Here is a 26,243-nt window from a genome sequence, read left to right on the forward strand (position 1 = left end):
CGATGAGCGCCGCGATCGAAGCGCTCGGCAACCCTTACTGAACCACCGGGAACAGCTGGCCAACCAGTTCCTGCACCTTGGCGTCGGCATCGATGAACTTGCTCATGCCCGCCGTGTGCGCGTCGTACACCGCTTCGCCGGCACTGTGGCCGTCACGGTACACGGCGATCTGCGCATAGCGCATGTACAGCGCCAGGTCCCAGTTCCAGCTCGCCGTGTAGGTCGAGGTCAACGCACAGACGTCCGGCCCGGAACTGGCCGGCACCACCTGCACGACCATGCCGCGCGCCTTCACCGCACGGCTGTAGGCGTTGAGGAAACCCTCGCGAACCTTGGCGTTCTCGACGATACACAGCGTCTCGCCGCGCTGGCTGCTGACGGGGTCGACTTTCTGAATGCTGGAGCAGCCGGTGAACAGCGGAGCCAGCAGGCCTACTACAAGGAGGCGTTTGATCATGGGGGTGGTCCATACCAGGAATGAGGGATTGCCACGGCACGACCTGCGTTGGCCCGTCCGTGGGCGGGCGCGACTGTAGCAAGCCGGCAGTGCAATCGCAAAATGCCAGTATCGCGTCGAATGGACGCACGCTGCGGGGGCGCCGACAATGCCCGCTCAGCCAACCGGGAGCTCGCCGTTGAAACGCCTCACCGACCTGCAGTTCGACAACCGCTTCGCCCGCCTCGGCGATGCCTTCTCCACCCATGTGCTGCCCGAGCCCATCGACGCGCCGCGCCTGGTAGTGGCGAGCCCGGCGGCCATGGCGCTGCTCGACCTCGATCCGGCCGAAGCGGACAGCGAGGTATTCGCCCAGCTGTTTTCCGGGCACAAGCTGTGGAGCGAGGCCGAGCCGCGGGCGATGGTCTATTCCGGGCACCAGTTCGGCAGCTACAACCCGCGCCTGGGCGACGGCCGCGGCCTGCTGCTCGGCGAGGTGCTCAACGACGCCGACGAGCACTGGGACCTGCACCTCAAGGGCGCCGGACAGACCCCCTACTCGCGCATGGGCGATGGCCGCGCGGTGCTGCGCAGCTCGATCCGCGAGTTCCTCGCCAGCGAATACCTGCATGCCCTCGGCATCCCCAGCACCCGTGCGCTGTGCGTCACCGGCTCGAGCACGCCGGTATGGCGCGAGAAGCAGGAGAGCGCGGCGATGGTCCTGCGCCTGGCGCCCAGCCACGTGCGCTTCGGCCACTTCGAATACTTCTACTACACCCAGCAGCACGAGCAGCTGCAGGTGCTCGCCGAGCATGTGCTGAGCAGCCATTTCCCTGCGTGCCAGGAACAGGCCGAGCCTTATGCGGCGATGTTCCGCGAGATCGTCGAACGCAATGCCGAGCTAATCGCCAAATGGCAGGCCTATGGCTTCTGCCACGGCGTGATGAACAGCGACAACATGTCGATCCTCGGCATCACCTTCGACTACGGCCCCTACGCCTTCCTCGACGACTTCGACGCCAACCACATCTGCAACCACTCCGACGACAGCGGCCGCTACAGCTTCAGCAACCAGGTGCCGATCGGCCAGTGGAACCTCGCCGCCCTCGGCCAGGCCCTGGTGCCGCTGGTCAGCATCGAATCGCTGCGCGAGAGCATCAACCTGTTCCTGCCGCTGTACCAGGCGCACTACCTCGACCTGATGCGCAAACGCCTGGGCTTCACCCGTGCCGAAGAGCAGGACGGCGAACTGATCGAGCGCCTGCTGCAGCTGATGCAACAGGGCGGCGCGGTGGATTATTCATTGTTCTTCCGCCGCCTTGGCGACCTGCCTGCTGCCGAAGCAGTGCAGGTCGTGCGTGACGACTTCGTCGACCTCATCGCCTTCGATGCCTGGGCCGAGAGCTATTGCGCGCGTGTCGCCAGCGAAGGCGGCAGCCAGCAGGCGCGACGTGCACGCATGCATGCGGTCAACCCGCTGTACGTGCTGCGCAACTACCTGGCACAGCACGCCATCGAAGCCGCCGAACGCGGCGACTACGCCCCGGTGCGCGAGCTGCACGCCGTGCTGTCGCGGCCGTTCGACGAGCAACCCGGAATGGAACGCTACGCCGAACGCCCACCGGAATGGGGCAAGCACCTGGAAATCAGCTGCTCGTCCTGACTGGGGCTGTCAGGGGGGGACGTCGCGGGCTTTTTTTGAGCTGGATGCAGGCGGCGAGATCGACCTGTATCAGCCCGCTATTTTTGGCAGCGCCCCTGCGCCACGCCATTGGCATAGGTCAGCTTGCTGCCAGGAGCGTAGAACGGCTCCGGGCAGGCGATGAACACCGTGCTCACCCCCACATGGTTGTAGTTGTGCAGGTCCCGGCCTCCCGCCGCCAGCGAGTTACCCCGCCACTGACGCTTGGCGCACTCGTCTACACGACGCCCCTTGAAGTCCCCACTGCTCACCACGCCTTCCGTACAGAAGGTGACTCGTATTGGAAAAGAACAGGTATTCACCATTTGATTGGCTTGGCGAATATTCGGGTTGGGCTGAATGGCCACGCAGGCATTGACCGCAGGGGTATAACTGAAACCGCCTGCTGATTTGCCGGGAGTCTGCAGATTGACGGACGGCTCGTCATAGCTCTGCTGCTGCAGCGCATGCATGCGCTCCTGCTGAGCCTGCTGAGCCTGCTGAGCCTGCTGAGCCTGCTGAGCCTGCTGAGCGGCAAGCATCGCCACCTGCGCCTGCTGCTGCGCCAGCTGTTGTTGCTGCACCTGATCGGCCTGGCGCTGCGCCTGGTACTGCAGCGCAGAAGCATTGGCCTGCTGCATCGCCACCTCGTCGCCCGCCAGAGCAGCGCCCACACCCTGCATCAGCAGGCCGCTCTCGTAGCCCTGTCCACCCGTGGCCTGGGCAATCTGCCCGGTGGCTTGCAACAGGCTACCCACTGCCCCCATACCGCCGCGCGGGTCAGCCCGCTCGTGGCCAGAGTCCGTCGCAGGCAGCGATGCCACAGGCGTCGAAGCCACCGTTACAGCTGGCATGACCGGAGTTGGTGTCGACACTGTAGGCCTGATCGCCGTGGTCGTGACAGTGCCCGACAGATTGCTCGGGCGGATCGGGGGTAAGGACCTGGCTCCCGCGGGAGCCCAGTCACCCATGTCCAAGGCCTGCTCCGCGGTCATCAGACTCAAGCTGCCCTGCATGACCAGAACCAGATAGGGATCTGCCTCGACGCCAGGCACCTTGCGTTCGATGCCAGTCAGAATATTCCTGAGCGGTTCATAGTTTTCCGTGAGCAGCCGCCCCACAACGCCAGCACGTCCGTCGACGACATAGACCTCCATCCCGTAGCTACTGGGTATGAGCTCGGCAACCTTGGCTCGCAGCTCCTCGTCCCTGGCCAATCGCTCCGGCGTATTGACCTGCCGAACCAGCGTGAAGGTGTACACCTGCGCAGAAGGGATCGCAGAAACCTCATCGAATATGCGGCGCTGATCCTCAGCCGTTGCGACCTCTCCTGCGACGAGAATCACCGACCCAAAGCCCCTCAGGATCAGTTTGGGATGGGTGGTGATGTACTTCTGGTGGATGGCAACCAGCGCCGACCCTATCGCCACCTTCTGCCGTTGCTCGGCAGCGTAGCTCTGCGTCGCTGCCGTATTGCTCGGCGGCGCACCGCACCCCACCAGCAATGCATATAGCGCAACGACCAATATGCGCCTTTTCCCCATATATTCATCTCCGCGGCAAACTCAGTACGAATGTAATACTCGTCAGTAAGTAGCTTAAACAGCCCCACGCCACGGCATCGACATGACGCCCACTGCAACGCAGCAGCACTTGCCTTCTTATACAAAAGTTAAAACTCGGCACAGAAATTCGCATCATCCATATGAATGATGCGCCGCCTATTTGCTAAACGCATGATAAGGCTCTTTTACGCAGGAGTGACCTTACATGCTACGGCACCTAACCATGATCACCCTATCATTTGTTCTGCTGAACGCGGCCAATGCAGCAGATCGCGAGATAAAGGTGGTTGAGGCATCCAACCAGAATCGTGCCGCCGCCTGCGCCAGCGCAGGAAAAATGCTGCAGAACGATATCAGCGTGCAGCTGGGAACGAGAAGACTGGTGGATATTGGAAGTTGCGAATGTTCCAAGTCAGAAGACCGCAGCGAATATATAAAAGGCGACTGGACCTGCACGGCCAAAGGCACATACGAATAAACAAAAAACCTAGCACTACCCAACACTAAAGAGGCAATCATACAAATGAAGAACGCCTGCAAATTATCAATAGCAGCCATATTGCTATGCGGTTCCACTCTGGCATACAGCGAGGCTGACAACCAGCAAGACAGCTGCCTTAAAACAACACCACTGGCACCGAACATTGTCAGAAACAGCTGCAACTACATAGTTTCGGGTGTACGTTGCCGCAGTGGCACAGCAGTCGCCCAATGCCTTGGAACATCCGATCTTGTATGGGTAGATTTCTACCCCAATAGAAATACCAACAACATTCTTCTGGACAGCAATGGCATACCGAAGTCGGGAACCATCTACTGCCGCACCAAGGAGGCAGAAATAACCGCTGATGAACAAGGCCCGGCCTACTGCAAACTGCGCTGAGCCGTTGAGAACGGCTCCGCCAGCCAACCCCCAGAACGGGATGCGCTCAGACCTTCCAGTCCATAGCGGCCATACAGCGCACCGCTCATCTGCTATCCCAGGCGCATAAACAGGCTGACCAGCTCAGCCTGTCGATCCGTCCCGGTCTTGCGAAACAGCGCCCGCAACTGGGTACGCACGGTATTGATCGAGACGCCGATACGGCCTGCGCATTCTTCGGGACTCAGGCCCTGCACGATCAACTCGGCAAGGCGGCATTCGGCGGGCGTCAACTGGAACAGCTCGGCAAGCAGTTGCGTGCGCGGCTGGTTGTCCAGCAACGCCACCAATGCCAGCGGTTCCTGGAAATACAGATTGAACCATGCCTCGGCATTGACCGGGGTAATCAACAATTCGCCCCCGGAAGCCTCCGGCAGGCGACACCACCCGGCACGCGGCGCCCCCTTGCTGCCGCAGGCTGCGCGCAGCATGGCGGTAAAAACTCCACTCGTCCTGACGAGCGTTAGCCGATCATTGCGCTGCACCAGCGGCAAGCCCGGCTCCTTCAGCCGCCGTTCTGCTGCATCGTTGCAGAACACCACACGCCCCTCTGCATTCACCAGCCAGAGCGGAGTGACGTGCTGCGCCTGCAGCAACTGTCGGGCCTCAAGCTCCAGCTCAAGGCCGTTCACCACATTGGCCAACTGCGCTGTACGCACCAGATGCGGGCTGATGCGGGTCAACAGCGCCTGCTGTTGGGCGCTCGGTTGCCGCGCATCGAGGTTGGTCAACAGGGACAGGAAGGCGCTCTGCTGCTGCGACTTCTGCAACTTCACGCAGGAGACACCGCGCATGCCGTAAGGCCGCTTGAACTCCTGGTAGTAGGGGCTGCGGTTGATCTGCTGTACGGTCAGCTCGGCGAAGTCGTGGTACCACAGCCCCTTGTCCCTGTGCTCCAGCAGTGGCCCCGTCGGGTCCAGCGTGCAGAAGTAGCGGTTGTAGGCCTCAACCGAATCAGCCTCGCAGGCATAGAAGGACGAAACCTGGGCATGTGGGCGCTGTTCGTCCCAGAGCATCAGAATGCCCCTCTGCCGCCCGCTGGCCTCGCTCAGCCGTGCCAGCAATCGATGCCAGGCCGAACTGTCGAGTACGCATTCGTAGCTGAGCGCGAGCAGTTCGTCATACAACGCTTCATGTCGGTTCTGCATGCTCACACCTGCCCATGATGAGCGCCTGAGGTCTCTTCAGGCGCGTGCATGCAGATGAATGAAACGAACTCACCGCAGACTCTCATCACGCCTCCCTCCCCCCTCAATCAGTGATTGGCTACTCCGAATGCCTGTAGAAGCGTCTTGCCATCATCCCTTGGAGACCAAATTCCGATCAAGCCATGCACCCATCTGCAGTGGAGTCTGTATGAGCAATAAGAGCCGACCCCCTGGCGGACCGGGCAAACACATGACCGTCAGTTGCTCGCTGTGATCCCGTTCGCCGTACCGGTCCTGCGCGTGAAGTACCACAGCACCGGTAGCAGCATCGCCGCGCCGAGCAGGCCGGCGCCGGTGAACAGCGTCGGGTAGCCGAGGGCCTTGGCCAGCACGCCGCTGCTGGCACCGACCAGGCCGGAGAGGAGGACCACTGCACTGGCCTGCAGGGTGAAGTCGGCGCCTTCGTGCTCCAGGCGGCAGCGGCTCATCATCACGGCGAACAGGGCGACGGTGGACATGCCGTCGGCGATCTGTTCGAACAGCGCCACGCCATACACCAGCGCCGCGTTGCCGCCCTGCCCCACCAGCAGCGCCATGCCGGCGATGCCGAAGGCCTGCAGCGCACCGAAGATCAACAGTGCGCGCAGCGCGCCGATTCGTGCGTACAGCAGGCCGCCGAGCAGCGCGCCGCCGATGCCGGCCAGGCTGCTGATCAGGGTCAGCTGGCCAAGCGCGGCGGTATCCCAGCCCTGGTCGACCAGCATCGGTTTGATCATCGGCGAGCCGAGCGCGTCGCCAAGCTTGAAGGTCAGCACCACCAGCAGCCAGGCGAGCATACCCGGCTGCGCCAGCAGGCCGCGGTAATGCCGCCAGAGCAACCCGGCACCGGCACGCTCGGCCTGCTCCGTGTGCTGCGGCAGCAGTTCACGCTCGCGAAAGCGCCAGATAGGCAAAGTCATCAGCAGCAGAAGCGCGGCCAGCAGGGCGATGGACAGGTTCCAGCCGAGCGGGGCGATCAACAGCAGCAGGCCACTGCCGCTGGCGAGCATGCCGACCTTGTAGCCGCCAACCTGCAGGCTGTTGCCCAGGCCGCGCCAGCGCTCCGGCAGCAGGCGCACGGCGAGGCCGTCAGTGGCGATGTCCTGGCTGGCGGCGGCGAGGTTGATCAGCAGCAACGTGCCGAGCAACAGCCACACGGCGGGGCCGAACAGCAGCTGCGGGGCGAGCAGCGCCAGGCCGCCGAGGCAGACGATAACCACGCCCTGCAGCGGCAGGATCCAGCCGCGATGGTGGCCGAGCCGGCGCGAACCAATGCGGTCGATCCACGGCGCCCACAGCACCTTGAGCAGCCAGGGCAGCGCCAGTAGCTTGAGCAGGCCGATCAACGCCAGATCGACGCCGTGCTGGCGCAGCAACACCGGCAGCGCGTGGGCGATCAGGCCCGACGGCAAGCCCTGTGCGCAGTACAGGGAGGCGAGCAGAACCAGCGTGGTGGTGGACGGGCGAGCGGTGGCGTTCATACGCGAGTTCCAGAGAATCCTGGGCAAGACTAGGCGGGACAATCAGCGCGAGGCAACCGCTGGATACGGCGCGTCACTAAAAACCAAATCGAATATAAACCTTCTTAAACATTCTTAGACTCTCTAAGGAAAGCCGCTTAAGGTGGCCCGCTGTTTTACCCCGGCCTGTTCTACCACCCGCTGTCAGGCGCCTTACCGCATGAAAATCCGTGACCTCGATTTCAGCCAGAGCCCGGTCAACACCGAGCATGAAGCGCTGGGATTGCCCCCCGTCGAAGACTACGTCTCGCACCCCGACAACCATCCCGTTCTGCGCTTCGCCATGTGGTTCGCCGTGGTGGTGCTGGTCGGCCTGCTCGGTTTCCTCGCCTGGCGCCTGTTCTTCGGTGACAACGGCAGCAGCGGCCTGGAGATCATCGAAAGCACGCTGAGCAGCCCGACCTTCTGGAGCGCCGTGGCCGTCGGTTTCTTCGCCCAGATGATCGACGGCGCCCTGGGCATGGCCTACGGCATCACCGCCACCACCTTCCTGCTCAGCGCCGGCGCCTCACCCGCTGCGGCCAGCGCCAGCGTGCACATCGCCGAAGTGTTCACCACCGGCCTGTCGGGGATTTCTCACGTCAAACTGGGCAACGTCAACAAGTCGCTGTTCCTGCGCCTGCTGCTGCCCGGCATCATCGGCGCGATACTCGGCGCGGTGCTGATCACCAGCTTCGACGGCGCGGTGCTCAAGCCCTTCATTTCCGCGTACCTGCTGCTGATGGGCCTGTACATCCTGCGCAAGGCCTACCGTCATGTGAAACGCCAGCGCGAAGAACCCAAGCACGTGGCCAAGCTCGCCCTGTTCGGCGGTTTCGTCGACGCCGCCGGCGGTGGCGGCTGGGGCCCGGTGGTCACCAGCAGCCTGCTCGGCTCGGGCAGCGACCCGCGCACCACCATCGGCTCGGTCAACTTCGCCGAGTTCTTCCTGACGATCACCAGCGCCACCTCGTTCATTCTTCTCGCCGGCCAGCCGGACACCTGGATGATGGTCGCCGGCCTGGTTTTCGGCGGCATGTTCGCCGCGCCGTTCGCCGCGCTGCTGTGCAAGAAGCTCTCGGCGCGCACCCTGCTGACCATCGTCGGTTGCCTGATCACCCTGATCAGCGCCTACAACATCTACCAGGCACTGGCCTGACCCGCCAAAGCGGTTCTAGCCACCGGCGAAAACGATCTAGCCCACCGCCCGATTCATTGCTCCAGCGCATTGACCGGGCCCGTGGGCTTTTTCATGCTGCGGCCTTCTCTCTGCCCTGAAGGAACGCCCCGCATGAAACTGGAAACCCTGGCCATCCACGCCGGCTACAGCCCCGACCCGACCACCAAGGCCGTGGCGGTGCCGATCTACCAGACCAGCTCCTTTGCCTTCGACGACACCCAGCACGGCGCCGACCTGTTCGACCTGAAGGTCGCCGGCAACATCTACTCGCGCATCATGAACCCCACCAACGACGTACTCGAACAGCGCATCGCCGCACTGGAAGGCGGCGTCGGCGCGCTGGCCGTGGCCTCGGGCATGGCGGCGATCACCTATGCCATCCAGACCGTGGCCGAGGCCGGTGACAACATCGTCTCGGTGGCCAAACTCTACGGCGGCACCTACAACCTGCTGGCCCATACCTTGCCGCGCTTCGGCATCCAGACCCGCTTCGCCGCCCACGACGACATCGCCGCCCTCGAAGCGCTGATCGACGACAGGACCAAGGCGGTGTTCTGCGAATCCATCGGCAACCCGGCCGGCAACATCGTCGACCTCAAGGCCCTGGCCGACGCCGCACACCGCCATGGCGTGCCGCTGATCGTCGACAACACCGTGGCCACGCCGATTCTCTGCCGGCCGTTCGAGCACGGCGCCGACATCGTCGTGCACTCGCTGACCAAGTACATCGGCGGCCACGGCAGCAGCATCGGCGGCATCGTTGTCGACTCGGGGCAGTTCCCCTGGGCGGATCACAAGACCCGCTTCCCGCTGCTCAACACGCCGGACCCGTCCTACCACGGGGTCACCTACACCGACGCCTTCGGCCCGGCCGCGTTCATCGGCCGTTGCCGCGTGGTGCCCCTGCGCAACACCGGCGCGGCGCTGTCGCCGTTCAACGCCTTCCTGATCCTGCAGGGCCTGGAAACCCTGGCCCTGCGCATGGAGCGCCACTGCGAGAACGCGCTCAAGGTGGCGCAGTACCTCAAGGGCCACCCACAGGTGGTCTGGGTGAAATACGCCGGCCTGGCGGACCATCCCGAGCACGACCTGGCGGTGCGCTACACCGGCGGCAAGCCGGCTTCGATCCTCTCGTTCGGCATCCAGGGCGGGCAGGCGGCCGGCGCGCGCTTCATCGACGCGCTCAAGCTGGTGGTACGCCTGGTCAACATCGGCGACGCCAAGTCGCTGGCCTGCCACCCAGCCTCCACCACCCACCGCCAGCTCAACGACGAGGAACTGGAGAAGGCCGGCGTGCCGCGCGACATGGTGCGCCTGTCGATCGGCATCGAGCACAGCGACGACATCCTCGCCGACCTGGCCCAGGCGCTGGACGCTGCCCGCGACTGACCCATCCCGCAGGAGCCGCGCCGGCTCCTGCCTCTGCACGCATCGTCGCGCCCTCACGGGTGGGCAGCTCCATGCCCGCCCAAGCCGCACTCGAACCCTCGCCCCTTGTTTTGCCGCCGCCAAACCACCACGTTAGGCAGACGAAGGAGAGACCACCATGAGCGAACCCCTGCTGATTCCCTGCGCCCACTGCAGCGGCCTCAACCGCATTCCCGGTGAGCGCCTGGGCGACGCGCCGCGTTGCGGACGCTGCAAGAACCCGGTCCTGAGCGACACGCCATTCGAGCTGAGCCAGGCCAATTTCGCCGCCCAGCGCAAGGGCGACCTGCCACTGCTGGTGGACGTCTGGGCCAGCTGGTGCGGGCCGTGCCGCAGCTTCGCACCGACCTTCGAGCAGGCCGCGCGACACCTGCACGGGCGCTGCCGCCTGGGCAAGCTGGACAGCGAGGCTCACCCACAACTGTCCGGGCAACTGGGCATCCGCTCGATCCCCAGCCTGATCCTGTTCAAGGGTGGCGAGGAAGTCGCCCGCCAGAGTGGCGCCCTGCCCCTGCCACAGTTGCTCGGCTGGCTGCGCAGCCAGGGCATCGCCGCCTGAGCAGTGCCGATAACGGGCGGAGGCTGAGCGGATCGGTCAGCACCGACGAGCCGCGCGGTCATTGTGCTCGGCCAGTAGGCGACTAGGCTGCAAGCATCGCCTCCTGGAAAGCCGACCATGCCTTTGCCCCTCGAACTGGCCCGAATGTTCACCGAAGAAAAGATCACCTTCGTCCGCCGCATGGGCCTGCGCGCCGACGTGCTCGAACCCGGCCTGGTGCGCCTGCACATCCCCCTGGCCGGCAATGAGAACCACATCGGCAGCGCATACGCCGGCGCACTCTTCACCCTGGCGGAGATACCCGGCGGCGCTCTGTTCCTCACCAGCTTCGACGCCCAACGCTTCTACCCGATCATCAAGGAAATGACCCTGCGCTTCCGCCGCCCCGCGACCAGCGATATCAGCGTGGAGGCGCGACTGAGTGCCGCAGAGATCGAGCGCATCCAGAGCGAAGCCGAACGCGAGGGCAAGGCCGAGTACCTGCTGGAGCTGCAACTGCGCGATACCAGTGGCGAAGTGGTGGCGGAAAGTAGAGGCCTGTACCAATTACGCAAACACTGACGCGCGGGGCTTGCCGCGCGGGCAAAGCGGGTCTATCACTGGGTGTCAAAACGGAAAACCCCTTACCGGGTTACAGCGCGGTCGACGTCCGCCGCGCCAAGAGGACAGACCATGATCAGACACATCCTTATTGCCCACGATCTACGCAGCACTGCCGACCTCGCCCTGCGCCGCGCCGCGCAACTGGCGCGCCAGCACCATGCCCGCCTGACCATGCTGCACGTACTCGACCCGCGCCTGAGTCAGGCCGAACAGGACAAAGCCCAGCAGCGCCTCGACGAGAGCCTGACGCGCTACGCCCCTGCCGGCAGCGAGTTGCGCCTGTGCCAGGGCAAGCCGGCCGATGCGGTGCTCGACCAGGTACAGCAACTGGGTGCCGACCTGCTGGTGCTCGGTGCCCAGCACCAGCGCCACGAACTGTTCTCCGGCACCAGCCTCGACCGCATCGCCCGCCGCTGTAGCGTCCCCCTGCTGCTCGTGGCGCAGGATGAGGACCAGCCCTACCGCAGCGCCGTGTCGGCCCTGGACTTCTCGCTCTGCTCCTGCACCGCCCTCGGCCGCGCCGCACGCCTGCTGCCGGAAGAGGCCTCCATCCATGCTTTGCACGTGTTCGAGCCGGTGAAGAACTTCGGTCCGGCCAGCGAGCAACTGGTCACTCAACGCGCGCTGATCGACCAGCTGGTGCAGGACGAAACCCTCAACCTGCCCAGCAACGGTCCGCAGCTCAGCCATGACATCCAGCCCGGCACCCTGCCCCGCACCCTGCAGGAATGCCTGACCCAGCGTCAGCCACAACTGCTGGTGCTCGGCAGCCACGGCCGCAGCGCACTGTCCCAGGCCCTGCTCGGCAGCCTGGCGCAACACTTCCTGCACAAGGCGCCGTGCGACATCTTCGTCGTGCGCTGAACGGCTCCACCGTAGAAACGACAAGGGCGCCAACAGGCGCCCTTGTTCATTTCCACTGCGCCAGTCAGTCGGCCTTCTCCAGCAGGTCGTGCAGTTCGACGAATTGCTGGGTCAGCTTGTGGCTGCGGTCGAAGAAGATCAGCGGCACGCAAGCCTGGTGCGACTCACGCATCTTCACCGAACTCATCAGGTTGACCGGCAGCACCGGCAGGCCTTCGGCCACCAGCTCATCGAGCAGTTGCTGCGGCAAGGTGGCGCGCGGCTGGAACTGGTTGACCACGATGCCTTCGACTTCCAGGTCTTCGTTATGGTCTTCCTTGAGCTCTTCGATCTCGCGCAGCAGCCCGTACAGTGCCTGGCGCGAGAAACTGTCGCAGTCGAAGGGGATCAGCACACGGTCGGCGGCGATAAGCGCGGAGACGGTGTAGAAGTTCAGCGCCGGCGGGGTATCCAGGTAGATCCGCTCGTAGTCCTCGCCCAGCTCTTCGAGCAGTTTGCGCAGCTTGTTGATCTTGTGCTTCTGCTCGAGCTTGGGCTGCAGGTCGGCCAGCTCGGCAGTGGCAGTGATCACGTGGAGGTTCTCGAACGGCGTCTCGTAGATGTCCACCTTGTTCTTGCGGAACGAGGTGGCCGACAGCGTCTGCTTGAAGAACTCGGCGATCCCCATGGGAATCTCTTCGCCGGTCAGGCCGGTGAGATAGTGGGTCGAGTTGGCCTGGGCATCCAGGTCGATCAGCAGGGTGCGATAACCCTGCTCTGCACTGACTGCCGCCAGGTTGCAGGCAATGCTCGACTTGCCCACCCCGCCCTTCTGGTTGAAAACCACACGCCGCATTGCACACCTCCCTGAAAAACCTGCCGGTATCCGCATGCGCCTTGGCCAATGACTGGCGATGGCAACGGTCACGAAACCTCGACAGGTTGCGCCCAAATGTCGGGGAATTCTATGCAAAGCGCATGACAAGGGCGAGAAGTACGACAATCCTGCAAGACCTCCCGTCCGGGCAATTGTGTCAAAATTTGCGCATGCCAGCCGGGGTCTGGATAATGCCAGCACCTCGCCATAACCCCGTCGTAGCGCATGCGCCGGGGGCAGTCGCAGTAGACAAGGAAGCCCGCAGGGGCGGGAAGAGTTCGCGCGTGACACATTTCAACATCGAAACATGGCGCGCCTGGGCCCCCGACCTCGACAGCCACGACGACTGGCTTGCCTGGCATGCATCGCCGCGTGCGGTCGCCGACGAGGGCCAGCAGCCCGACGTCAGTTTCCTCCCCGCCATGCAGCGCCGCCGCCTCAGTCGCCTCGCGCGCATGGCCTTCCACGTCTCCTGGCCGCTGGCCGAAGCCCACCCGCACCTGCCCATGGTGTTCGTCAGCCGTCACGGGGAAACCCCGCGCACACTGGCGATCCTCGCCGACCTGGCTCGCGACGAACCGCTCTCGCCCACCCAGTTCAGCCTCTCGGTGCACAACGCGATCATCGGTCTGTGGTCGATCCAGCGCGGCGACACCAGTGAAATGACCGCCTTAGCCGGCGAAGGCGACGGCCTCGAGCAGGGCATTCTCGAAGCTGCAACATTGCTCGGCGAAGGTGCCCCGGCCGTACTGTTGGTGGTGGCCGAAGAAACCCCACCACAGCTGTATGCGCCGTATATCGATGACGTACCGTTTTCCTATGCCCTGGCCCTGCTGCTCACGCCGGGCGACACCTGTCAGCTCAGCCTGCGCGCCGGCAGCGGCCCACGCAGCGAGTGGCCGCACGCCCTGAACCTGGTCCGCACGCTGTGCAGCGGGCAGACCTCCCTGACTCACCACTGGAAGAATCGGCAATGGAACTGGTCACTCGACAAGGCCTGAGCCCGCACAGCGCGCCCTACTGGTGGCGCCTGATCGCGACGGCGGCGAGCTTCAGCCTGTTCGGCATCGGCGGTGTGCTGTTACGCGTGCTGGTGTTCCCCCTGCTGGCCCTGCTGCCCGGCGATGCCCTGGCCCGCCGCACCCGCGCCCGTGCCACGGTGAGCTGGGTGTTCCGTCAGTTCGTCCAGTTCATGTTCCGCACCGGCGTGCTGACCTACGAGGTCGAAGGCATCGACCGCCTGGGCCGACCGGGGCAGATGGTCATCGCCAACCACCCCTCGCTGATCGACGTGGTGGTGCTGATTGCCTTCATTCGTGACGCCAATTGCGTGGTCAAGCAGAGCCTGTGGGACAATCCCTGCATGCGCGGGCCGATTCGGGCCGCCGGCTACATCAGCAACAGTGGCAGCATGGACATGCTCGACGAAGCGGCTGGGGCGCTGCAGGACGGGCAAACGCTGGTGATCTTCCCCGAAGGCACCCGCACCACACCGGGGCAAACCCCGGAATTCCACCGCGGTGCCGCGGCGATTGCCGTGCGTGGCGCCCAGGTGGTGACACCGGTGGTGATCAGCGTGACGCCAACCACGCTGACCAAGGCCGAACCCTGGTACAGCATTCCGTCGCGTCGTTTCCACTTCCGCCTGCGGGTCGGCGAGGATATCGACCCGGGGCACTACACCGCGCAGGCGCCGTTGCCGATCGCGTCGCGCAAACTCAATGAGCATCTGCACCAACACTTCATGAAGGAGCTCGCAAAAGATGAGCGATCTGCAGCTGGAAATTAAAAACCTGATCATCGAGGCACTCGGCCTCGAAGACATGGTCGCGGAAGACATCGCCGCCGATCTCACCCTGTTCGGCGACGGCCTGGGTCTGGATTCGGTGGACGCCCTCGAGCTGGGCCTGGCTATCCAGAAACGTTTCGGCATCAAGATCGACGCCGAAGCCAAGGATACCCGTCAGCACTTCGCCAACGTGGCCAGCCTGGCGGCCTTCGTTGCTGCGAAAAAGGCCGCCTGAGGACGCAGACGATGCAAACCCGTGAAGAAATTTTCGCCACCCTGCGTGGCGCCCTGGTCGAACTGTTCGAGCTCGACGCCGAGCGCGTGACGCTCGATGCCAACCTCTACGAAGATCTGGAAATCGACAGCATCGACGCCGTCGACCTGATCGATCACATCAAGCGTCAGACCGGCAAGAAGATCGCCGCCGAAGAGTTCAAGGCGGTGCGCACGGTCGGTGACGTGGTCGAAGCGGTGCTGCAGGTCGTCAACGCCCCGGCACAAGCCTGAGCATGAGTAAGCTGCTCGGGCTGCTGCTTGTGGTGGCAGGCCTGCTCTATCCGTTCGCCGTGTATTACGGCATGGAGCACCTGTCGCCGCGCCTGTTCGCCCTCCTTCTCGGCGGGTTATGGCTGGCGCGCGCCCTGAGCAACTGGAGCAAGCCCGGCAGCCGCTGGATGGCCGCCGCTGCACTGGCGTTCTGCGCCGTGCTCGGCCTGGCAGGTGAACCGGCGCTGCTGCGCTGGTACCCGGCACTGCTCAACAGCATGCTGCTGGCGGTGTTCGGCCTCAGCCTGATCTACGGTCCGCCGCTGGCCGAACGCTTCGCCCGCCTGCGTGACCCCAACCTGCCAGACATCGCCGTGCGCTACACGCGCAAGGTGACCCAGGTGTGGGCGGGGTTCTTCTTCGCCAACACCCTGGTGGTGACCGCCCTCAACCTGTGGGCGCCGCTGAGCTGGTGGACCCTGTATACCGGCCTGATCTCCTACGGATTGATCGGCCTGCTGTTCGCCGGCGAGTGGCTGATCCGCCAGCGCGTGCGACAGCACTCAAGGAGACCGGCATGAGCTGGATCGGCCTGGACGCCCTGCTTCTCGATGCCCCGGCACAACGCCCGGCGGCGCTCGAACCGACCCTCGACCACGCCGAGCTGCGCCAGAGCGCCCTGCGTCTGGCCGCTGCCCTGCAGGCGCGCCAGGTGCGCCGCGTGGCGCTGTACCTGGAAGACGCCGGCGAGCTGGCCATCGCCCTGCTCGGCGCCTGGCGCGCCGGCGTGCACGTGCTGCTGCCGGCCGACGCCCAGGCGCAGACCCGCCAGCGCATCGCCGCGCAAAGCGACCTGTGGCTGGACAGTCCGGGCGTCGCGTCGCTGGAGGGCGCGCTGGATGCCAAGCCGCTGGTCGCCGAGCGGCTTGATCTTGACCAGTGCCGCCTGACCCTGTGCACCTCCGGCTCCAGCGGCGAAGCCAAGCTGATCGACAAGTCCCTGCGCCAGCTGGCCAACGAAGTCGACGCCCTGGAACAGCTGTGGGGTACCGACCTCGGCGATGCGGTGATCCTCGGTAGTGTCGCCGCCCAGCACATCTACGGCCTGCTGTTCCGCGTGCTCTGGCCGCTGTGCGCCGGCCGCCCGTTCGTACGCCGCGCCCTGCCCTTCCCCGAGGATCTGCAGCGTGAAAGCCTGGGCCACTCAACATTTGCCTGGGTCGCTAGTCCTGCACTATTGAAACGCATGGGCGACAACCTCGACTGGCCGGCCCTGAGCCGCGTGCGTCGCGTGTTCTCCTCCGGCGGCGCGTTGCCGGCCGATGCGGCGCAGCTGCTGCACGACCAGCTCGGCCAGTGGCCGACGGAAATCTACGGCAGCTCGGAAACCGGCGGCATCGCCTGGCGTCAGGGCGGTGAGCAGTGGCAGCCGTTCGCCGGCGTCGCCCTGAGCCTCAACGACGAAGGCGCGTTGCGCCTGACCTCGCCGTACCTGCCGGCTGGCCACGTCGAGCAGACCGCCGATGCCGCGCAGATCGCGGCCGACGGTCGCTTCGTCCTGCGCGGGCGCCTGGACCGCATCGTCAAGCTGGAAGAAAAACGCATTTCCCTGCCCATGCTGGAGCAGGCCCTGGGCAGCCACGACTGGATTGCCGACGCGCGCCTGGGCATGATCCAGGAAGGCCGCGCCTTCCTCGGAGCGCTGGTCGCGCTGAGCCCGGCCGGGGTCTACGCCCTGCGCAACCAGGGTCGGCGCAGCGTCACCGACACCCTGCGCCGCTACCTCGCCGCGCACTGCGAAGCCATCGCCCTGCCGCGCCGCTGGCGCCTGCTCGCCGAGCTGCCCTACAGCAGCCAGGGCAAGCTGGCCCAGGCCACAGTGGATGCATTGGTCGCCGCGCCACGGCCAACCCGCGTCGAGCCGCGCACGGCAGTCGAAGCGGACGGCGAATGGCAGCTCGAACTCGACGTGCCCTTGGACCTGGCGCACTTCACCGGCCACTTCCCGCAGACCCCGGTGCTGCCGGGCGTGGTGCAGATCGACTGGGCGCAGCAGCTCGCCCGCCAGCTGATCAGCGACCTGCCGCCGCGCTTCTGCGGCATGGAAGTGCTGAAGTTCCAGCAGTTGGTACGCCCCGGCGACCGCCTGCAGCTGAGCCTGCGGTTCGACAGCACACGCGGCAAGCTGTACTTCGCCTACCGCAATGGCGAGGCCGCCTGCTCGTCGGGGAGAATTCTGCTGGAGGCCGCCAGTGCATAAGCCTTGCGCGGTGATTCCGGTGTACAACCACGAACACGCGCTGCCCACCGTGGTCGCCGCGCTGCATGCGGCCGGTTTGCCCTGCGTGCTGGTCGACGATGCGTCCAGCGCTGCCTGCGCTGCCGTCATGCAGCAGCTGGCCAGCGAGCCGAACACCTACCTGGTGCGCCTGCCGGTCAACCAGGGCAAGGGCGGCGCGGTGATGGCCGGCCTGCGGGAAGCACAGCGCCTGGGCTTTACCCATGCGCTGCAGGTGGACGCCGATGGCCAGCACGACCTCGCCGACGTCGCCACGTTTCTCGCCACTTCGCAGGCGCACCCGCAGGCGCTGGTGTGTGGCTATCCGCAGTACGACGCCAGCGTGCCCAAGGGCCGTCTCTATGCGCGCTACCTGACCCACGTGTGGGTGTGGATCAACAGCCTGTCGCTGCAGATCCGCGATGCCATGTGCGGCTTCCGCGTCTACCCGCTGCCGGCTACCGTGGCGCTGATCGACTCCACCGGGCTGGGCAAGCGCATGGACTTCGACCCGGAGATCCTCGTGCGCCTGGCCTGGCGCAACCAGCCGATGCAATGGCTGCCGACCAAGGTGCACTACCCGCTCGACGGTCTCTCGCACTTTCGCCTGTTCCATGACAACGCGCTGATCTCGAAGATGCACGCCAAGCTGTTCTTCGGCATGGTGCTGCGCGCGCCGCTGATTCTCTGGAGGCGCTGGCGCGGATGAACCAGCACAGCGGCAACCAGCACTGGGCCGGGCAGGCCGAACGCGGCAGCTTCGTCCTGATGAAGTTCACCGCGGTGGCCGTGCGCGTGCTCGGCCGGCGCCTGCTCAGCCCGCTGCTGTATGCCATCGTCCTGTACTTCTTTATATTCGGCCGCCAGGCGCGGCTGAGCATCTGGCAGTACCAGCGCCACCTCGCCACCTGGAGCGGACGCAGCGAACTGCAGCCGAGCCGGCGCCGGGTGTTCCGCCAGTTCATGACCTTCGCCGACACCCTGCTCGACAAGCTCGACGTGTGGAACGGCAAACTCGGCCTGGACCAGGTGCAGCTGGTCGACCCGCAGGACGTGCGCGGCCAGCTGCGGCGCGGCGGCCGTGGGCAGATGCTGGTTGGCGCGCACCTGGGCAACCTCGAGGTGTGTCGCGCCCTCGCCGAGCTGGGCGAGAAGGTGCAGATGAACGTGCTGGTGCACACCAAGCACGCCGAACACTTCAACCGCCTGCTCGGCGAAGCCGGCGCCAGTCACCTGCGCCTGATCCAGGTCAGCGAATTGGACCCGGCGATCATGCTGCAATTGTCCGAGCGTCTGGAACGTGGCGAGTGGCTGGCGATTGCCGGTGACCGCGTACCGTTGCACGGCGGGCGCAACGTCAGGGTGGATTTTCTCGGCCAGCCGGCAGCCTTCCCGCAAGGGCCGTGGCTGCTGGCCGGCCTGCTGCAATGCCCAGTCAACCTGCTCAACTGCCTGAAGATCGACGGCCGTTACCAGGTCATCCTCGAACCCTTCGGCGAGCGCATCCAGTGGAAGCGCAGCGAACGCGACGAGGTGATCCGCGGCTGGGTACAACGCTATGCCGAACGCCTGGGCGAACGCTGCCTGGACGCTCCGCTGCAATGGTTCAACTTCTACCCGTTCTGGAACGCACATGACGACCTACCAGCCTGACCCCGTGATCTTCGGCGAGCAGCCGCTTACCATCGAAAACGTCGTGGCTCTGTCCCAGCGCCAGGCCCGTGCGCACCTGCAGAACGACGCTGCCTACCGCGAGAAGATCGCCAAGGGCGCGCGTTTCCTCGACACCCTGCTGGACAAGGAAGGCGTGATCTACGGCGTCACCACCGGCTACGGCGACTCCTGCGTGGTGGCCGTGCCGCTGCATCAGGTCGAGGCGCTGCCCAAGCACCTGTTCACTTTCCACGGCTGCGGCCTGGGCAAGCTGCTCGACGAAGCCAGCACCCGCGCCGTGCTGGCCGCGCGCTTGCAGTCGCTGTGCCACGGTGTGTCCGGGGTACGCGTGGAGTTGCTGGAGCGCATCCAGGCCTTCCTCGACCACGACGTGCTGCCGCTGATCCCGGAAGAAGGCTCGGTCGGTGCCAGCGGCGACCTGACCCCGCTGTCCTACGTCGCCGCCACCCTCAGCGGTGAGCGCGACGTGATGTACAAGGGCGAGCGCCGCAGCGCTGCCGACGTGCACAAAGAACTCGGCTGGACGCCGCTGACCCTGCGCCCGAAAGAGGCGCTGGCGCTGATGAACGGCACCGCGGTGATGACCGCCCTGGCCTGCCTGGCGTTCTCCAGAGCCGACTACCTGCTCAAGCTGGCCACCCGCATCACCGCGCTCAACGTGGTGGCGCTGGAAGGTAACCCGGAACACTTCGACGAGCGCCTGTTCGCCGCCAAGCCGCATCCGGGGCAGATGCAGGTTGCCGCCTGGCTGCGCCAGGACCTGGCCATCGACGCGCCGACCGCGCCGCTGCACCGCCTGCAGGACCGCTACTCGCTGCGCTGCGCACCGCACGTGCTCGGCGTGCTGGCCGACAGCCTGGGCCTGCTGCGCCAGTTCATCGAGACCGAACTGAACAGCGCCAACGACAACCCGCTGATCGATGCCGAGGAAGAGCGCGTGCTGCACGGCGGGCACTTCTACGGCGGGCATATCGCCTTCGCCATGGACAGCCTGAAAAACCTGGTCGGCAACGTCGCCGACCTGCTCGACCGCCAGCTCGCCCTGCTGGTCGACGTGCGCTACAACCACGGCCTGCCGAGCAACCTGTCCGGCGCGCCGGCGGTCACCGCGATGATCAACCACGGCTTCAAGGCCGTGCAGATCGGCACCAGCGCCTGGACCGCCGAAGCGCTGAAAAACACCATGCCGGCCAGCGTGTTCTCGCGCTCTACCGAATGCCACAACCAGGACAAGGTGAGCATGGGCACCATCGCCGCGCGCGACGCCCTGCGCAGCCTGGAGCTGACCGAACAGGTCGCCGCCGCCACCCTGCTGGCCGCCAACCAGGGCGTGTGGCTGCGCCAGCGCGACGGCAAGATACACATCCCCGCCCCCGTCGCAGCGATGCGCGAACAACTGGCCGCCGACTTCCCGCCGGTGATCGAGGACCGCGCCCTGGAAGCCGAGCTGCGCCTGTGCCTGGTGCGCATCCGTGCCCAGCACTGGAGGCTGTATGCGTAGCGCCGGCGTGCTGCAGGTCGAGATCGAACTGGCGGTGCCGTTCTTCGATGTCGACATGATGGAAGTGGTCTGGCACGGCCACTACGTCAAATACTTCGAGGAAGCGCGCTGCGCCCTGCTCGACAGGCTCGGCCACAACTACCGGCAGATGCGTGACGCCGGCTACGCCTGGCCGGTGATCGACCTGCAGCTGCGCTACATCCGCGGCGCCCAGTTCGGCCAGCGCATCAAGGTGCGCGCCGACCTGGTCGAGTGGGAAAACCGCCTGAAGATCCACTACCTGATCAGCGACGCCGCCACCGGCGAGCGCATGACCCGCGGCAGCAGCGTGCAGGTCGCCGTGGAGATCGCCACCCGCGAAATGCTCCTGGCCTCGCCCAGGGTCTTCGTCGACGCCGTGCAGCGGGTGCTGGCGTGATGCGCCGCCTGAGCCTGGCCCTGCTGCTCGCCGTGCTCGCGCCGCTGGCGCAGGCCTTCGACCTCGATCAGCTCGGCGCCCAACTGAGCCAACCCGAGGTGGTGCGCGGCCCGTTCATCCAGGAAAAACACCTGCGCGCCCTGCCGCAGCCGCTGACCAGCACCGGGCAGTTCGTTCTGGCCAAGGAACATGGCCTGCTCTGGCTGCTGCAATCGCCGCTCAAGCAGGACTATCGCATCGACGACCGCGGCATCGCCCGGCGCACGCCGCAGGGCTGGCAGGCGGTGGCCCAGCAGAGCGCCTCGGCGCAGCAGAATCGCCTGTTCCTCGCCGTGCTCAAGGGCGACAGCAGCGGCCTGCGCGAAGACTTCGACCTGGCCCTGAGCGGCACCGCCGAGGCCTGGCAGCTCGACCTGACCCCGCGCGGCGTGCTGCTCAAGCAGATCTTCAGCAGAATCCAGATCAGCGGCGGCGCCCTGGTGCAACGCATCGAGCTGAAGGAAACCCAGGGCGACAGCACCGTGCTGCGCCTGACCGAGAGCCTCACCGGGCCGGCCCTGAGCGACACGGAACGTCATGATTTCGCGGATTGAGCACTGGGGCCCGCGCCTGTTCGGCGTCTGCCTGCTCTTGCTGCTGGCGGTCGCCGGCTGGCAATGGCGCAACGGCGCCCCGGTCTCGGCCAACCTGCTGGAGCTGGTCCCCAGCGGCGCGCCGGGCGCCCTCGAACAGCGCGCCGAACAGCGCATGCAAGAGCCGCTGAACCGCGAGCTGGTGCTTCTGGTCGGCCACCCCGACCGCCAGCAGGCCCTGCGCCTGGCCGCCGAGTTGGGCCAGCGCTGGCAACAGCAGGACGAGTTCGAGAAGGTCCAGTGGCAGCTGCAATCGGACCTGCCGCTGCTGCGCCAGCAACTGCAGGACAACCGCCTGGCCCTGCTCGGCAAGACCGACCGTGACTTGCTCATCGCCAACCCGCAGGGCTTCATCGAGCGCCGCGTGCAGGACCTGTTCGACCCCTTCCGCAGCCAGGGCCTGGTCGCCACCGAGCAGGACTGGCTGGGCCTGAGCCTGCTGATCGAGAAGGGCCTGCCGCGCAACCACAACCTGCAGCTCGACCTCAGTGGCGCGCTGCTGGCGGAAAGCGACGGCCGCACCTGGGCCTTCCTGCGCGCACGCACCAACCTCGATGCCTTCGACGGCAACCTGCCGCTGGCAGTCGACGCCCTGGTCAACCAGGCCCGCACCGACATCGAGGCCAGCGGCGGTGAACTGCTCGCCAGCAGCGGCCTGCTCTATTCCGCCCATGGCCAGCGCCAGGCCACCGAGGAAATCAGCCTGATGGGCAGCATCGCCAGTATCGGCGCCCTGGCCCTGATGCTGCTGGCCTTCCGCCGCGTGCGCGTGCTGCTCGCCCTGCTGCCGGCCGCGGTCGGCGTACTCGCCGGGCTGACCGCCTGCGTCGCGGTGTTCGGCCATATCCACGTGATGACCCTGGTGCTCGGCGCCAGCCTGATCGGCGTAGCCATCGACTACCCGCTGCACCTGCTGTCGAAGAGCTGGACCCTGCAGCCCTGGCACGCCTGGAACGCCCTGCGCGCCACCCTGCTCGGCCTCAGCCTGGGCCTGGCAACCAACGTCATCGGCTACCTGGCCCTGGCCTTCACACCCTTCCCGGCGCTGACCCAGGTGGCGATCTTCTCGTCCGCCGGCCTGCTCGGCTCCTACCTGTGCTCGGTGTGCCTGCTGCCGGCGCTGCTCGGCCGCGTGCCGATCGTGCCCTGGGCCGCACCGCACGGCTGGGCCACACGCCTGCTGGCCTGGCGTGTACGCCTGCTGCAGCGCGTCGCCACGCCCTGGCTGCTGCTGGCGTTCCTGGCCTTCTGCGCGGCTGGCGTCGCTCAGCTGTCGCTCAAGGACGACCTGCGCCAATGGGCCAGCACACCGCCGCAGCTGATCGAACAGTCCAAGGCGATCAGCCGCATCATCGGTTTCCAGCCGACCAGCCAGTTCTTCCTGGTTCGTGCCGCTGACGAAGAACAAATGCTGCAACGCCAGCAGGCGCTCAGCGAACGCCTGGACAGCCTAGTCGCCGCCGGCAGCCTGAAAAGCTACCTGGCCCTCAGCCAACTGATCGCCGCGCCCAGCGAGCAGGCGCGCCTGCGCCAGGCCCTCGCTCAGCTGCCGGCGGCCAGCCAGCCGCTGCAGGCGCTGGGTATCAGCGCGCCGATGGTCGCCGCCGAAGTGCAGCAACTGCAGGCCCTGCCGACCCGCAGCATCGATCAAGCGCTGACCGGCCTGCTCGGCGAGCCCTGGCGTCCGCTGTGGCTGGGCGACGCCGGCGACGGCCAGATCGCGGGTCTGGTCAGCCTGCAGGGTCTCAGCGACAGCGCCCTGCTCGCCGCCCAGGCCGAGGGGTTGCCGGGGGTCAAGCTGGTCGACCGCCTCGGCGAGCTGAACCGCCTGTTCGCCGCCACCCAGCTCAGCGCCGCCGAGCTCAAGCTGGCCTCCTGCGTGCTGATCTTCGCCGTGCTCTGGCTGGTCTTCGGTGTCCGTGGCGCCGCTCGCGTGCTGGCGATTTCCCTGCTCGCCGCGCTGGCTGCCCTGGCCTGCCTGGGCTGGCTCGGCCAGCCGCTGACCCTGTTCAGCCTGTTCGGCCTGCTGCTGGTCACGGCCATCGGCGTGGACTACGCGATCCTCATGCGCGAACGGGTCGGCGGTGCCGCCACCAGCCTGCTCGGCACGCTGATCTCGGCGCTGACCACCTGGCTGTCGTTCGGCCTGCTGGCGCTGTCGAGCACCCCGGCGGTAAGCAATTTCGGCCTGACCATCAGCATCGGCCTGGTCTTCAGTTTCCTGCTCGCGCCCTGGGCCGGCGCGCAACACGGTGAGCAGGCTCACCCCGACACGCGCGCAGGAGTGGCGTCATGAGTGTTATCGGGTTCTGGCTGCTGGCGCTGGCGCTCTACGCGCTGGTCGCGATCGGCGGTGGCCGGCGACTGATCCCTATCGTCGGCCAGTTGCTGGTCGCCAGCCTGGCGATACCGGCCCTGCTGCTGTTCTGGGTCGAGCCGCACTGGCAGCTCGGCGCCCAGGACCTGCTCGCGCCGGAATGGCTGAACCTGGCTTACGGCCTGTGCTTCGCCCTGCTGCTGGGCTACATCCTCAGTGACGTGATCGACCTGGACGTCAGCGCCGCCAGCCTGAAAATCGCCGTGCCCAGCTTCCTCGTGCCGATGCTCGCCGGCCTTGCCTGTGCGGCCTGGCTGCTACCCGGCGAACCCAACTGGCTGAGCGCGGTGGGCATCGGCCTGCTGTTTTCCATCACCGCGATCCCGGTGCTGTACCTGTTCCTGCAGAGCATCGGCTACCCGCCCGCGGCGACCAAACGCCTGCTGCACGCGGCGATTCTCATGGACTTCATGTGCTGGAGCCTGTTCGGCCTGGCCCAGGGCAGCAGCCATCCGGCCGCCCTGCTCTGGCCGCTGCTGGCCGCCGCCCTGCCGCTGGTGCTGCACAAGGTGCTGCGCCTGCGCCACGGCCTGTTCTACAGCCTGCCGTTCTTCGCCCTGATGCTGCTGTTCCAGCAACTCAAGCTCAACGCCCTGGTCTTCGGCATCGCCTACATGCTGTGCCTGGCCTGGCTCGGCCAGCCGTTCCGCCTGCCGCTGCCGGAACGTCACTGGAAGCTGCTGCTGAACGGCCTGGCCGTGCCGTTGATCCTCACCTGCGGCGTGCTGCGCGTGGATTTCCACGGCGTTGGCGAGCAGTACTCCTGGATCTACCTCGGCGCCCTGCTGGTGCTGCCGGTGGTGAGCAAGGTGGTCGGCAGCTGGCTCGGCCTGCACTGGGCCGACCCGACGGCCTCGGCGAAGATCAAGTGGCAGGAAAGCGTGCTGCTGAACATTCGCGGGCTGACCGAAATCGTCTTCCTCAACCTGCTCCTGCAATTGCAGCTGATCGATTCACTGGTGTATTTCAGCCTGCTGCTGATGAGCCTGTTCTCCACACTGCTGCCGGCCCTGCTCGGCACCCGTCCGTCTACCACTGCCATTAACGAGGCCAGAAGCCGCTATGAAGTCTCTTGAAGTCGAACAACGTCAGGTCGTGGTGATTGGTGCCGGCCCGTCGGGCGCCATCGCGTCTGCGCTGCTCAAGCGCAACGGACACGATGTGCTGGTCCTCGAGCGCCAGCGCTTCCCGCGCTTCTCCATCGGCGAGAGCCTGCTGTCGCACTGTCTGGACTTCGTCGAGGAAGCCGGGATGCTCGAAGCGGTCCAGGCCGCCGGCTTCCAGACCAAGCACGGCGCAGCCTTCGCCTCGGGCGAGCGCTACACCGAATTCGATTTCCGCGACAAGTTCACCGCTGGCAAGGGCTCGACCTACCAGGTGCAGCGCGCGCACTTCGACCAGGTGCTGGCCGATGAAGCCGCCCGCCAGGGCGTGGAAGTACGCTACGAGGAGGAGATCTTCGCCGCCGACTTCAGCGCCGCGCGCCCGCGCCTGAGCGTACGTCGCCTGGCCGATGGCCACGAATACCAGGTCGAGTGCGGCTTCGTCCTCGACGGCAGCGGCTACGGTCGCGTGCTGCCGCGCCTGCTCGACCTCGAGCTGCCGTCGGACTTCCCGGTGCGCCGCGCGGTGTTCACCCACATCGAGGACCGTATCGATCACCCGGCGTTCGACCGCGAGAAAATCCTCATCACCACCCACCCCGAGATGCGCGACGTGTGGTTCTGGACGATTCCGTTCAGCAATGGCCGCTGCTCGCTGGGTGTGGTCGCCGACGCCAAGCGTTACCAAGGCCGCGACGTCGACCTGGAAGCCTGCCTCAAGCAATTCGTCGCCGAGGCGCCATCGCTCGCCCGGGTGCTGGAAAACGCCGTGTGGGACACCCCGGTACGCGAGATCAACGGCTACTCGGCCAACGTCAAGGCGCTGCAAGGCCCGGGCTTCGCCCTGCTCGGCAACGCTGCGGAATTCCTCGACCCGGTGTTCAGCTCCGGCGTGACCATCGCCATGCGCTCGGCGAGCATGGCCGCCGGCCTGCTGCACCGCCAGCTCAGCGGCGAGGCGGTGGACTGGGAGAACGAGTTCGCCATCCCGCTCAAGCGCGGCGTGGACACCTTCCGCGTCTACGTCGAAGGCTGGTACGACGGCTCCTTCCAGGACGTCATCTATTACGAGAAGGCTTCGGACGACATCCGCCGCATGATCTGCTCGATCCTCGCCGGTTACGCCTGGGACGAGAAGAACCCCTATGTGGCCGAGCCGCGCCGCCGCCTGCGCGTGCTCGCCGAACTCTGCGCGCAGGGCTGAG

The 26,243-nt window shown here is 66.0% G+C and carries 26 protein-coding genes; 21 read left to right on the forward strand and 5 right to left on the reverse strand.

Features of this window, described 5'->3' with window-relative positions; translation table 11 throughout:
• Positions 1-34: 34 nt before the first annotated feature.
• A complete protein-coding gene (locus tag IB229_RS07380) occupies positions 35-457 on the reverse strand; it encodes an Sbal_3080 family lipoprotein (RefSeq protein ID WP_192326439.1) in 423 nt (140 codons plus the stop codon).
• Between the two features lie 178 nt (positions 458-635).
• Here IB229_RS07380 and selO point away from each other — a divergent pair, with 178 nt between their 5' ends.
• A complete protein-coding gene (selO, locus tag IB229_RS07385; RefSeq protein WP_192326441.1) occupies positions 636-2,099 on the forward strand; it encodes a protein adenylyltransferase SelO in 1,464 nt (487 codons plus the stop codon).
• A 77-nt stretch (positions 2,100-2,176) separates the two neighbouring features.
• Here the strand turns inward: selO and IB229_RS07390 are convergent, their stop codons facing one another.
• Positions 2,177-3,661, reverse strand: coding sequence for a hypothetical protein (locus tag IB229_RS07390; protein ID WP_192326443.1), 1,485 nt, complete (start codon positions 3,659-3,661; stop codon positions 2,177-2,179).
• Between the two features lie 244 nt (positions 3,662-3,905).
• Here IB229_RS07390 and IB229_RS07395 point away from each other — a divergent pair, with 244 nt between their 5' ends.
• Positions 3,906-4,160 carry a hypothetical protein gene (locus IB229_RS07395; RefSeq protein ID WP_192326446.1) on the forward strand — a complete coding sequence of 85 codons (255 nt, stop codon included), beginning with the start codon at positions 3,906-3,908 and terminating at the stop codon, positions 4,158-4,160.
• 497 nt (positions 4,161-4,657) lie between these two features.
• Here IB229_RS07395 and IB229_RS07400 read toward each other — a convergent pair whose 3' ends face one another.
• Both IB229_RS07400 and IB229_RS07405 read right to left on the reverse strand, forming a co-directional pair.
• Entirely contained in the window at positions 4,658-5,752 is a 1,095-nt protein-coding gene (locus IB229_RS07400) for a helix-turn-helix transcriptional regulator (RefSeq protein ID WP_192326447.1), read from the reverse strand.
• A 257-nt stretch (positions 5,753-6,009) separates the two neighbouring features.
• On the reverse strand, positions 6,010-7,272 hold the full coding sequence (locus tag IB229_RS07405; RefSeq protein WP_192326449.1) for an MFS transporter: 1,263 nt from the start codon (positions 7,270-7,272) through the stop codon (positions 6,010-6,012).
• A gap of 199 nt (positions 7,273-7,471) precedes the next feature.
• Between IB229_RS07405 and IB229_RS07410 the strand changes: the two genes are divergently transcribed.
• From IB229_RS07410 to IB229_RS07430, 5 genes are all read left to right on the forward strand, one after another.
• Positions 7,472-8,449 (forward strand): sulfite exporter TauE/SafE family protein, encoded by a 978-nt coding sequence (locus IB229_RS07410; protein WP_192326451.1) that lies wholly within the window; start codon positions 7,472-7,474, stop codon positions 8,447-8,449.
• Between the two features lie 132 nt (positions 8,450-8,581).
• Complete coding sequence (locus IB229_RS07415) at positions 8,582-9,859, forward strand: bifunctional O-acetylhomoserine aminocarboxypropyltransferase/cysteine synthase (RefSeq protein WP_192326453.1); 1,278 nt, start codon at positions 8,582-8,584, stop codon at positions 9,857-9,859.
• 157 nt (positions 9,860-10,016) lie between these two features.
• Positions 10,017-10,457 (forward strand): thioredoxin TrxC, encoded by a 441-nt coding sequence (trxC, locus tag IB229_RS07420; RefSeq protein ID WP_192326455.1) that lies wholly within the window; start codon positions 10,017-10,019, stop codon positions 10,455-10,457.
• Between the two features lie 117 nt (positions 10,458-10,574).
• On the forward strand, positions 10,575-11,018 hold the full coding sequence (locus IB229_RS07425; RefSeq protein WP_192326457.1) for a YiiD C-terminal domain-containing protein: 444 nt from the start codon (positions 10,575-10,577) through the stop codon (positions 11,016-11,018).
• 111 nt (positions 11,019-11,129) lie between these two features.
• A complete protein-coding gene (locus IB229_RS07430; RefSeq protein WP_192326459.1) occupies positions 11,130-11,924 on the forward strand; it encodes a universal stress protein in 795 nt (264 codons plus the stop codon).
• A gap of 64 nt (positions 11,925-11,988) precedes the next feature.
• Here IB229_RS07430 and IB229_RS07435 read toward each other — a convergent pair whose 3' ends face one another.
• The gene (locus IB229_RS07435) at positions 11,989-12,759 is read right to left on the reverse strand and encodes a ParA family protein (protein WP_192326461.1); all 771 of its coding nucleotides are present in this window, start codon (positions 12,757-12,759) and stop codon (positions 11,989-11,991) included.
• A gap of 305 nt (positions 12,760-13,064) precedes the next feature.
• On the opposite strand from IB229_RS07435, the gene IB229_RS07440 reads away from it, so the two are divergent.
• The 14 genes from IB229_RS07440 to IB229_RS07505 are packed head-to-tail and all read left to right on the forward strand — an operon-like array spanning position 13,065 to position 26,242.
• Entirely contained in the window at positions 13,065-13,781 is a 717-nt protein-coding gene (locus IB229_RS07440) for a beta-ketoacyl synthase chain length factor (RefSeq protein WP_192326463.1), read from the forward strand.
• Positions 13,754-14,569: a lysophospholipid acyltransferase family protein gene (locus IB229_RS07445; RefSeq protein WP_192326465.1), complete on the forward strand. Its 816-nt coding sequence runs from the start codon at positions 13,754-13,756 to the stop codon at positions 14,567-14,569. The genes IB229_RS07440 and IB229_RS07445 overlap by 28 nt, the downstream gene beginning before the upstream one ends.
• Positions 14,544-14,804 (forward strand): phosphopantetheine-binding protein, encoded by a 261-nt coding sequence (locus IB229_RS07450; protein ID WP_192326467.1) that lies wholly within the window; start codon positions 14,544-14,546, stop codon positions 14,802-14,804. Before IB229_RS07445 ends, IB229_RS07450 begins: the two co-directional genes overlap by 26 nt.
• An 11-nt stretch (positions 14,805-14,815) precedes the next feature.
• Positions 14,816-15,076, forward strand: coding sequence for an acyl carrier protein (locus tag IB229_RS07455; RefSeq protein ID WP_192326469.1), 261 nt, complete (start codon positions 14,816-14,818; stop codon positions 15,074-15,076).
• A 2-nt stretch (positions 15,077-15,078) separates the two neighbouring features.
• Positions 15,079-15,636, forward strand: coding sequence for a hypothetical protein (locus tag IB229_RS07460; protein WP_192326471.1), 558 nt, complete (start codon positions 15,079-15,081; stop codon positions 15,634-15,636).
• A complete protein-coding gene (locus IB229_RS07465; RefSeq protein ID WP_192326473.1) occupies positions 15,633-17,315 on the forward strand; it encodes an acyl-CoA synthetase family protein in 1,683 nt (560 codons plus the stop codon). Before IB229_RS07460 ends, IB229_RS07465 begins: the two co-directional genes overlap by 4 nt.
• Positions 17,308-18,042 (forward strand): glycosyltransferase family 2 protein, encoded by a 735-nt coding sequence (locus IB229_RS07470; protein ID WP_192326475.1) that lies wholly within the window; start codon positions 17,308-17,310, stop codon positions 18,040-18,042. The genes IB229_RS07465 and IB229_RS07470 overlap by 8 nt, the downstream gene beginning before the upstream one ends.
• Positions 18,039-18,986, forward strand: a complete 948-nt coding sequence (locus tag IB229_RS07475; RefSeq protein WP_192326477.1) for a glycosyl transferase — start codon at positions 18,039-18,041, stop codon at positions 18,984-18,986. The genes IB229_RS07470 and IB229_RS07475 overlap by 4 nt, the downstream gene beginning before the upstream one ends.
• Entirely contained in the window at positions 18,967-20,508 is a 1,542-nt protein-coding gene (locus tag IB229_RS07480) for an HAL/PAL/TAL family ammonia-lyase (protein WP_192326479.1), read from the forward strand. Before IB229_RS07475 ends, IB229_RS07480 begins: the two co-directional genes overlap by 20 nt.
• On the forward strand, positions 20,501-20,926 hold the full coding sequence (locus IB229_RS07485) for an acyl-CoA thioesterase (protein WP_192326481.1): 426 nt from the start codon (positions 20,501-20,503) through the stop codon (positions 20,924-20,926). The genes IB229_RS07480 and IB229_RS07485 overlap by 8 nt, the downstream gene beginning before the upstream one ends.
• On the forward strand, positions 20,926-21,519 hold the full coding sequence (locus IB229_RS07490; RefSeq protein WP_192326482.1) for an outer membrane lipoprotein carrier protein LolA: 594 nt from the start codon (positions 20,926-20,928) through the stop codon (positions 21,517-21,519). Before IB229_RS07485 ends, IB229_RS07490 begins: the two co-directional genes overlap by 1 nt.
• On the forward strand, positions 21,503-23,854 hold the full coding sequence (locus tag IB229_RS07495; protein WP_192326484.1) for an MMPL family transporter: 2,352 nt from the start codon (positions 21,503-21,505) through the stop codon (positions 23,852-23,854). The genes IB229_RS07490 and IB229_RS07495 overlap by 17 nt, the downstream gene beginning before the upstream one ends.
• Positions 23,851-25,011: a sodium:proton antiporter gene (locus IB229_RS07500; protein WP_192326486.1), complete on the forward strand. Its 1,161-nt coding sequence runs from the start codon at positions 23,851-23,853 to the stop codon at positions 25,009-25,011. Before IB229_RS07495 ends, IB229_RS07500 begins: the two co-directional genes overlap by 4 nt.
• The gene (locus IB229_RS07505) at positions 24,998-26,242 is read left to right on the forward strand and encodes an NAD(P)/FAD-dependent oxidoreductase (protein ID WP_192326488.1); all 1,245 of its coding nucleotides are present in this window, start codon (positions 24,998-25,000) and stop codon (positions 26,240-26,242) included. The genes IB229_RS07500 and IB229_RS07505 overlap by 14 nt, the downstream gene beginning before the upstream one ends.
• Position 26,243: the final 1 nt, after the last annotated feature.

It is taken from the genome of Pseudomonas sp. PDM14, from assembly GCF_014851905.1.
Lineage (GTDB): Bacteria > Pseudomonadota > Gammaproteobacteria > Pseudomonadales > Pseudomonadaceae > Aquipseudomonas.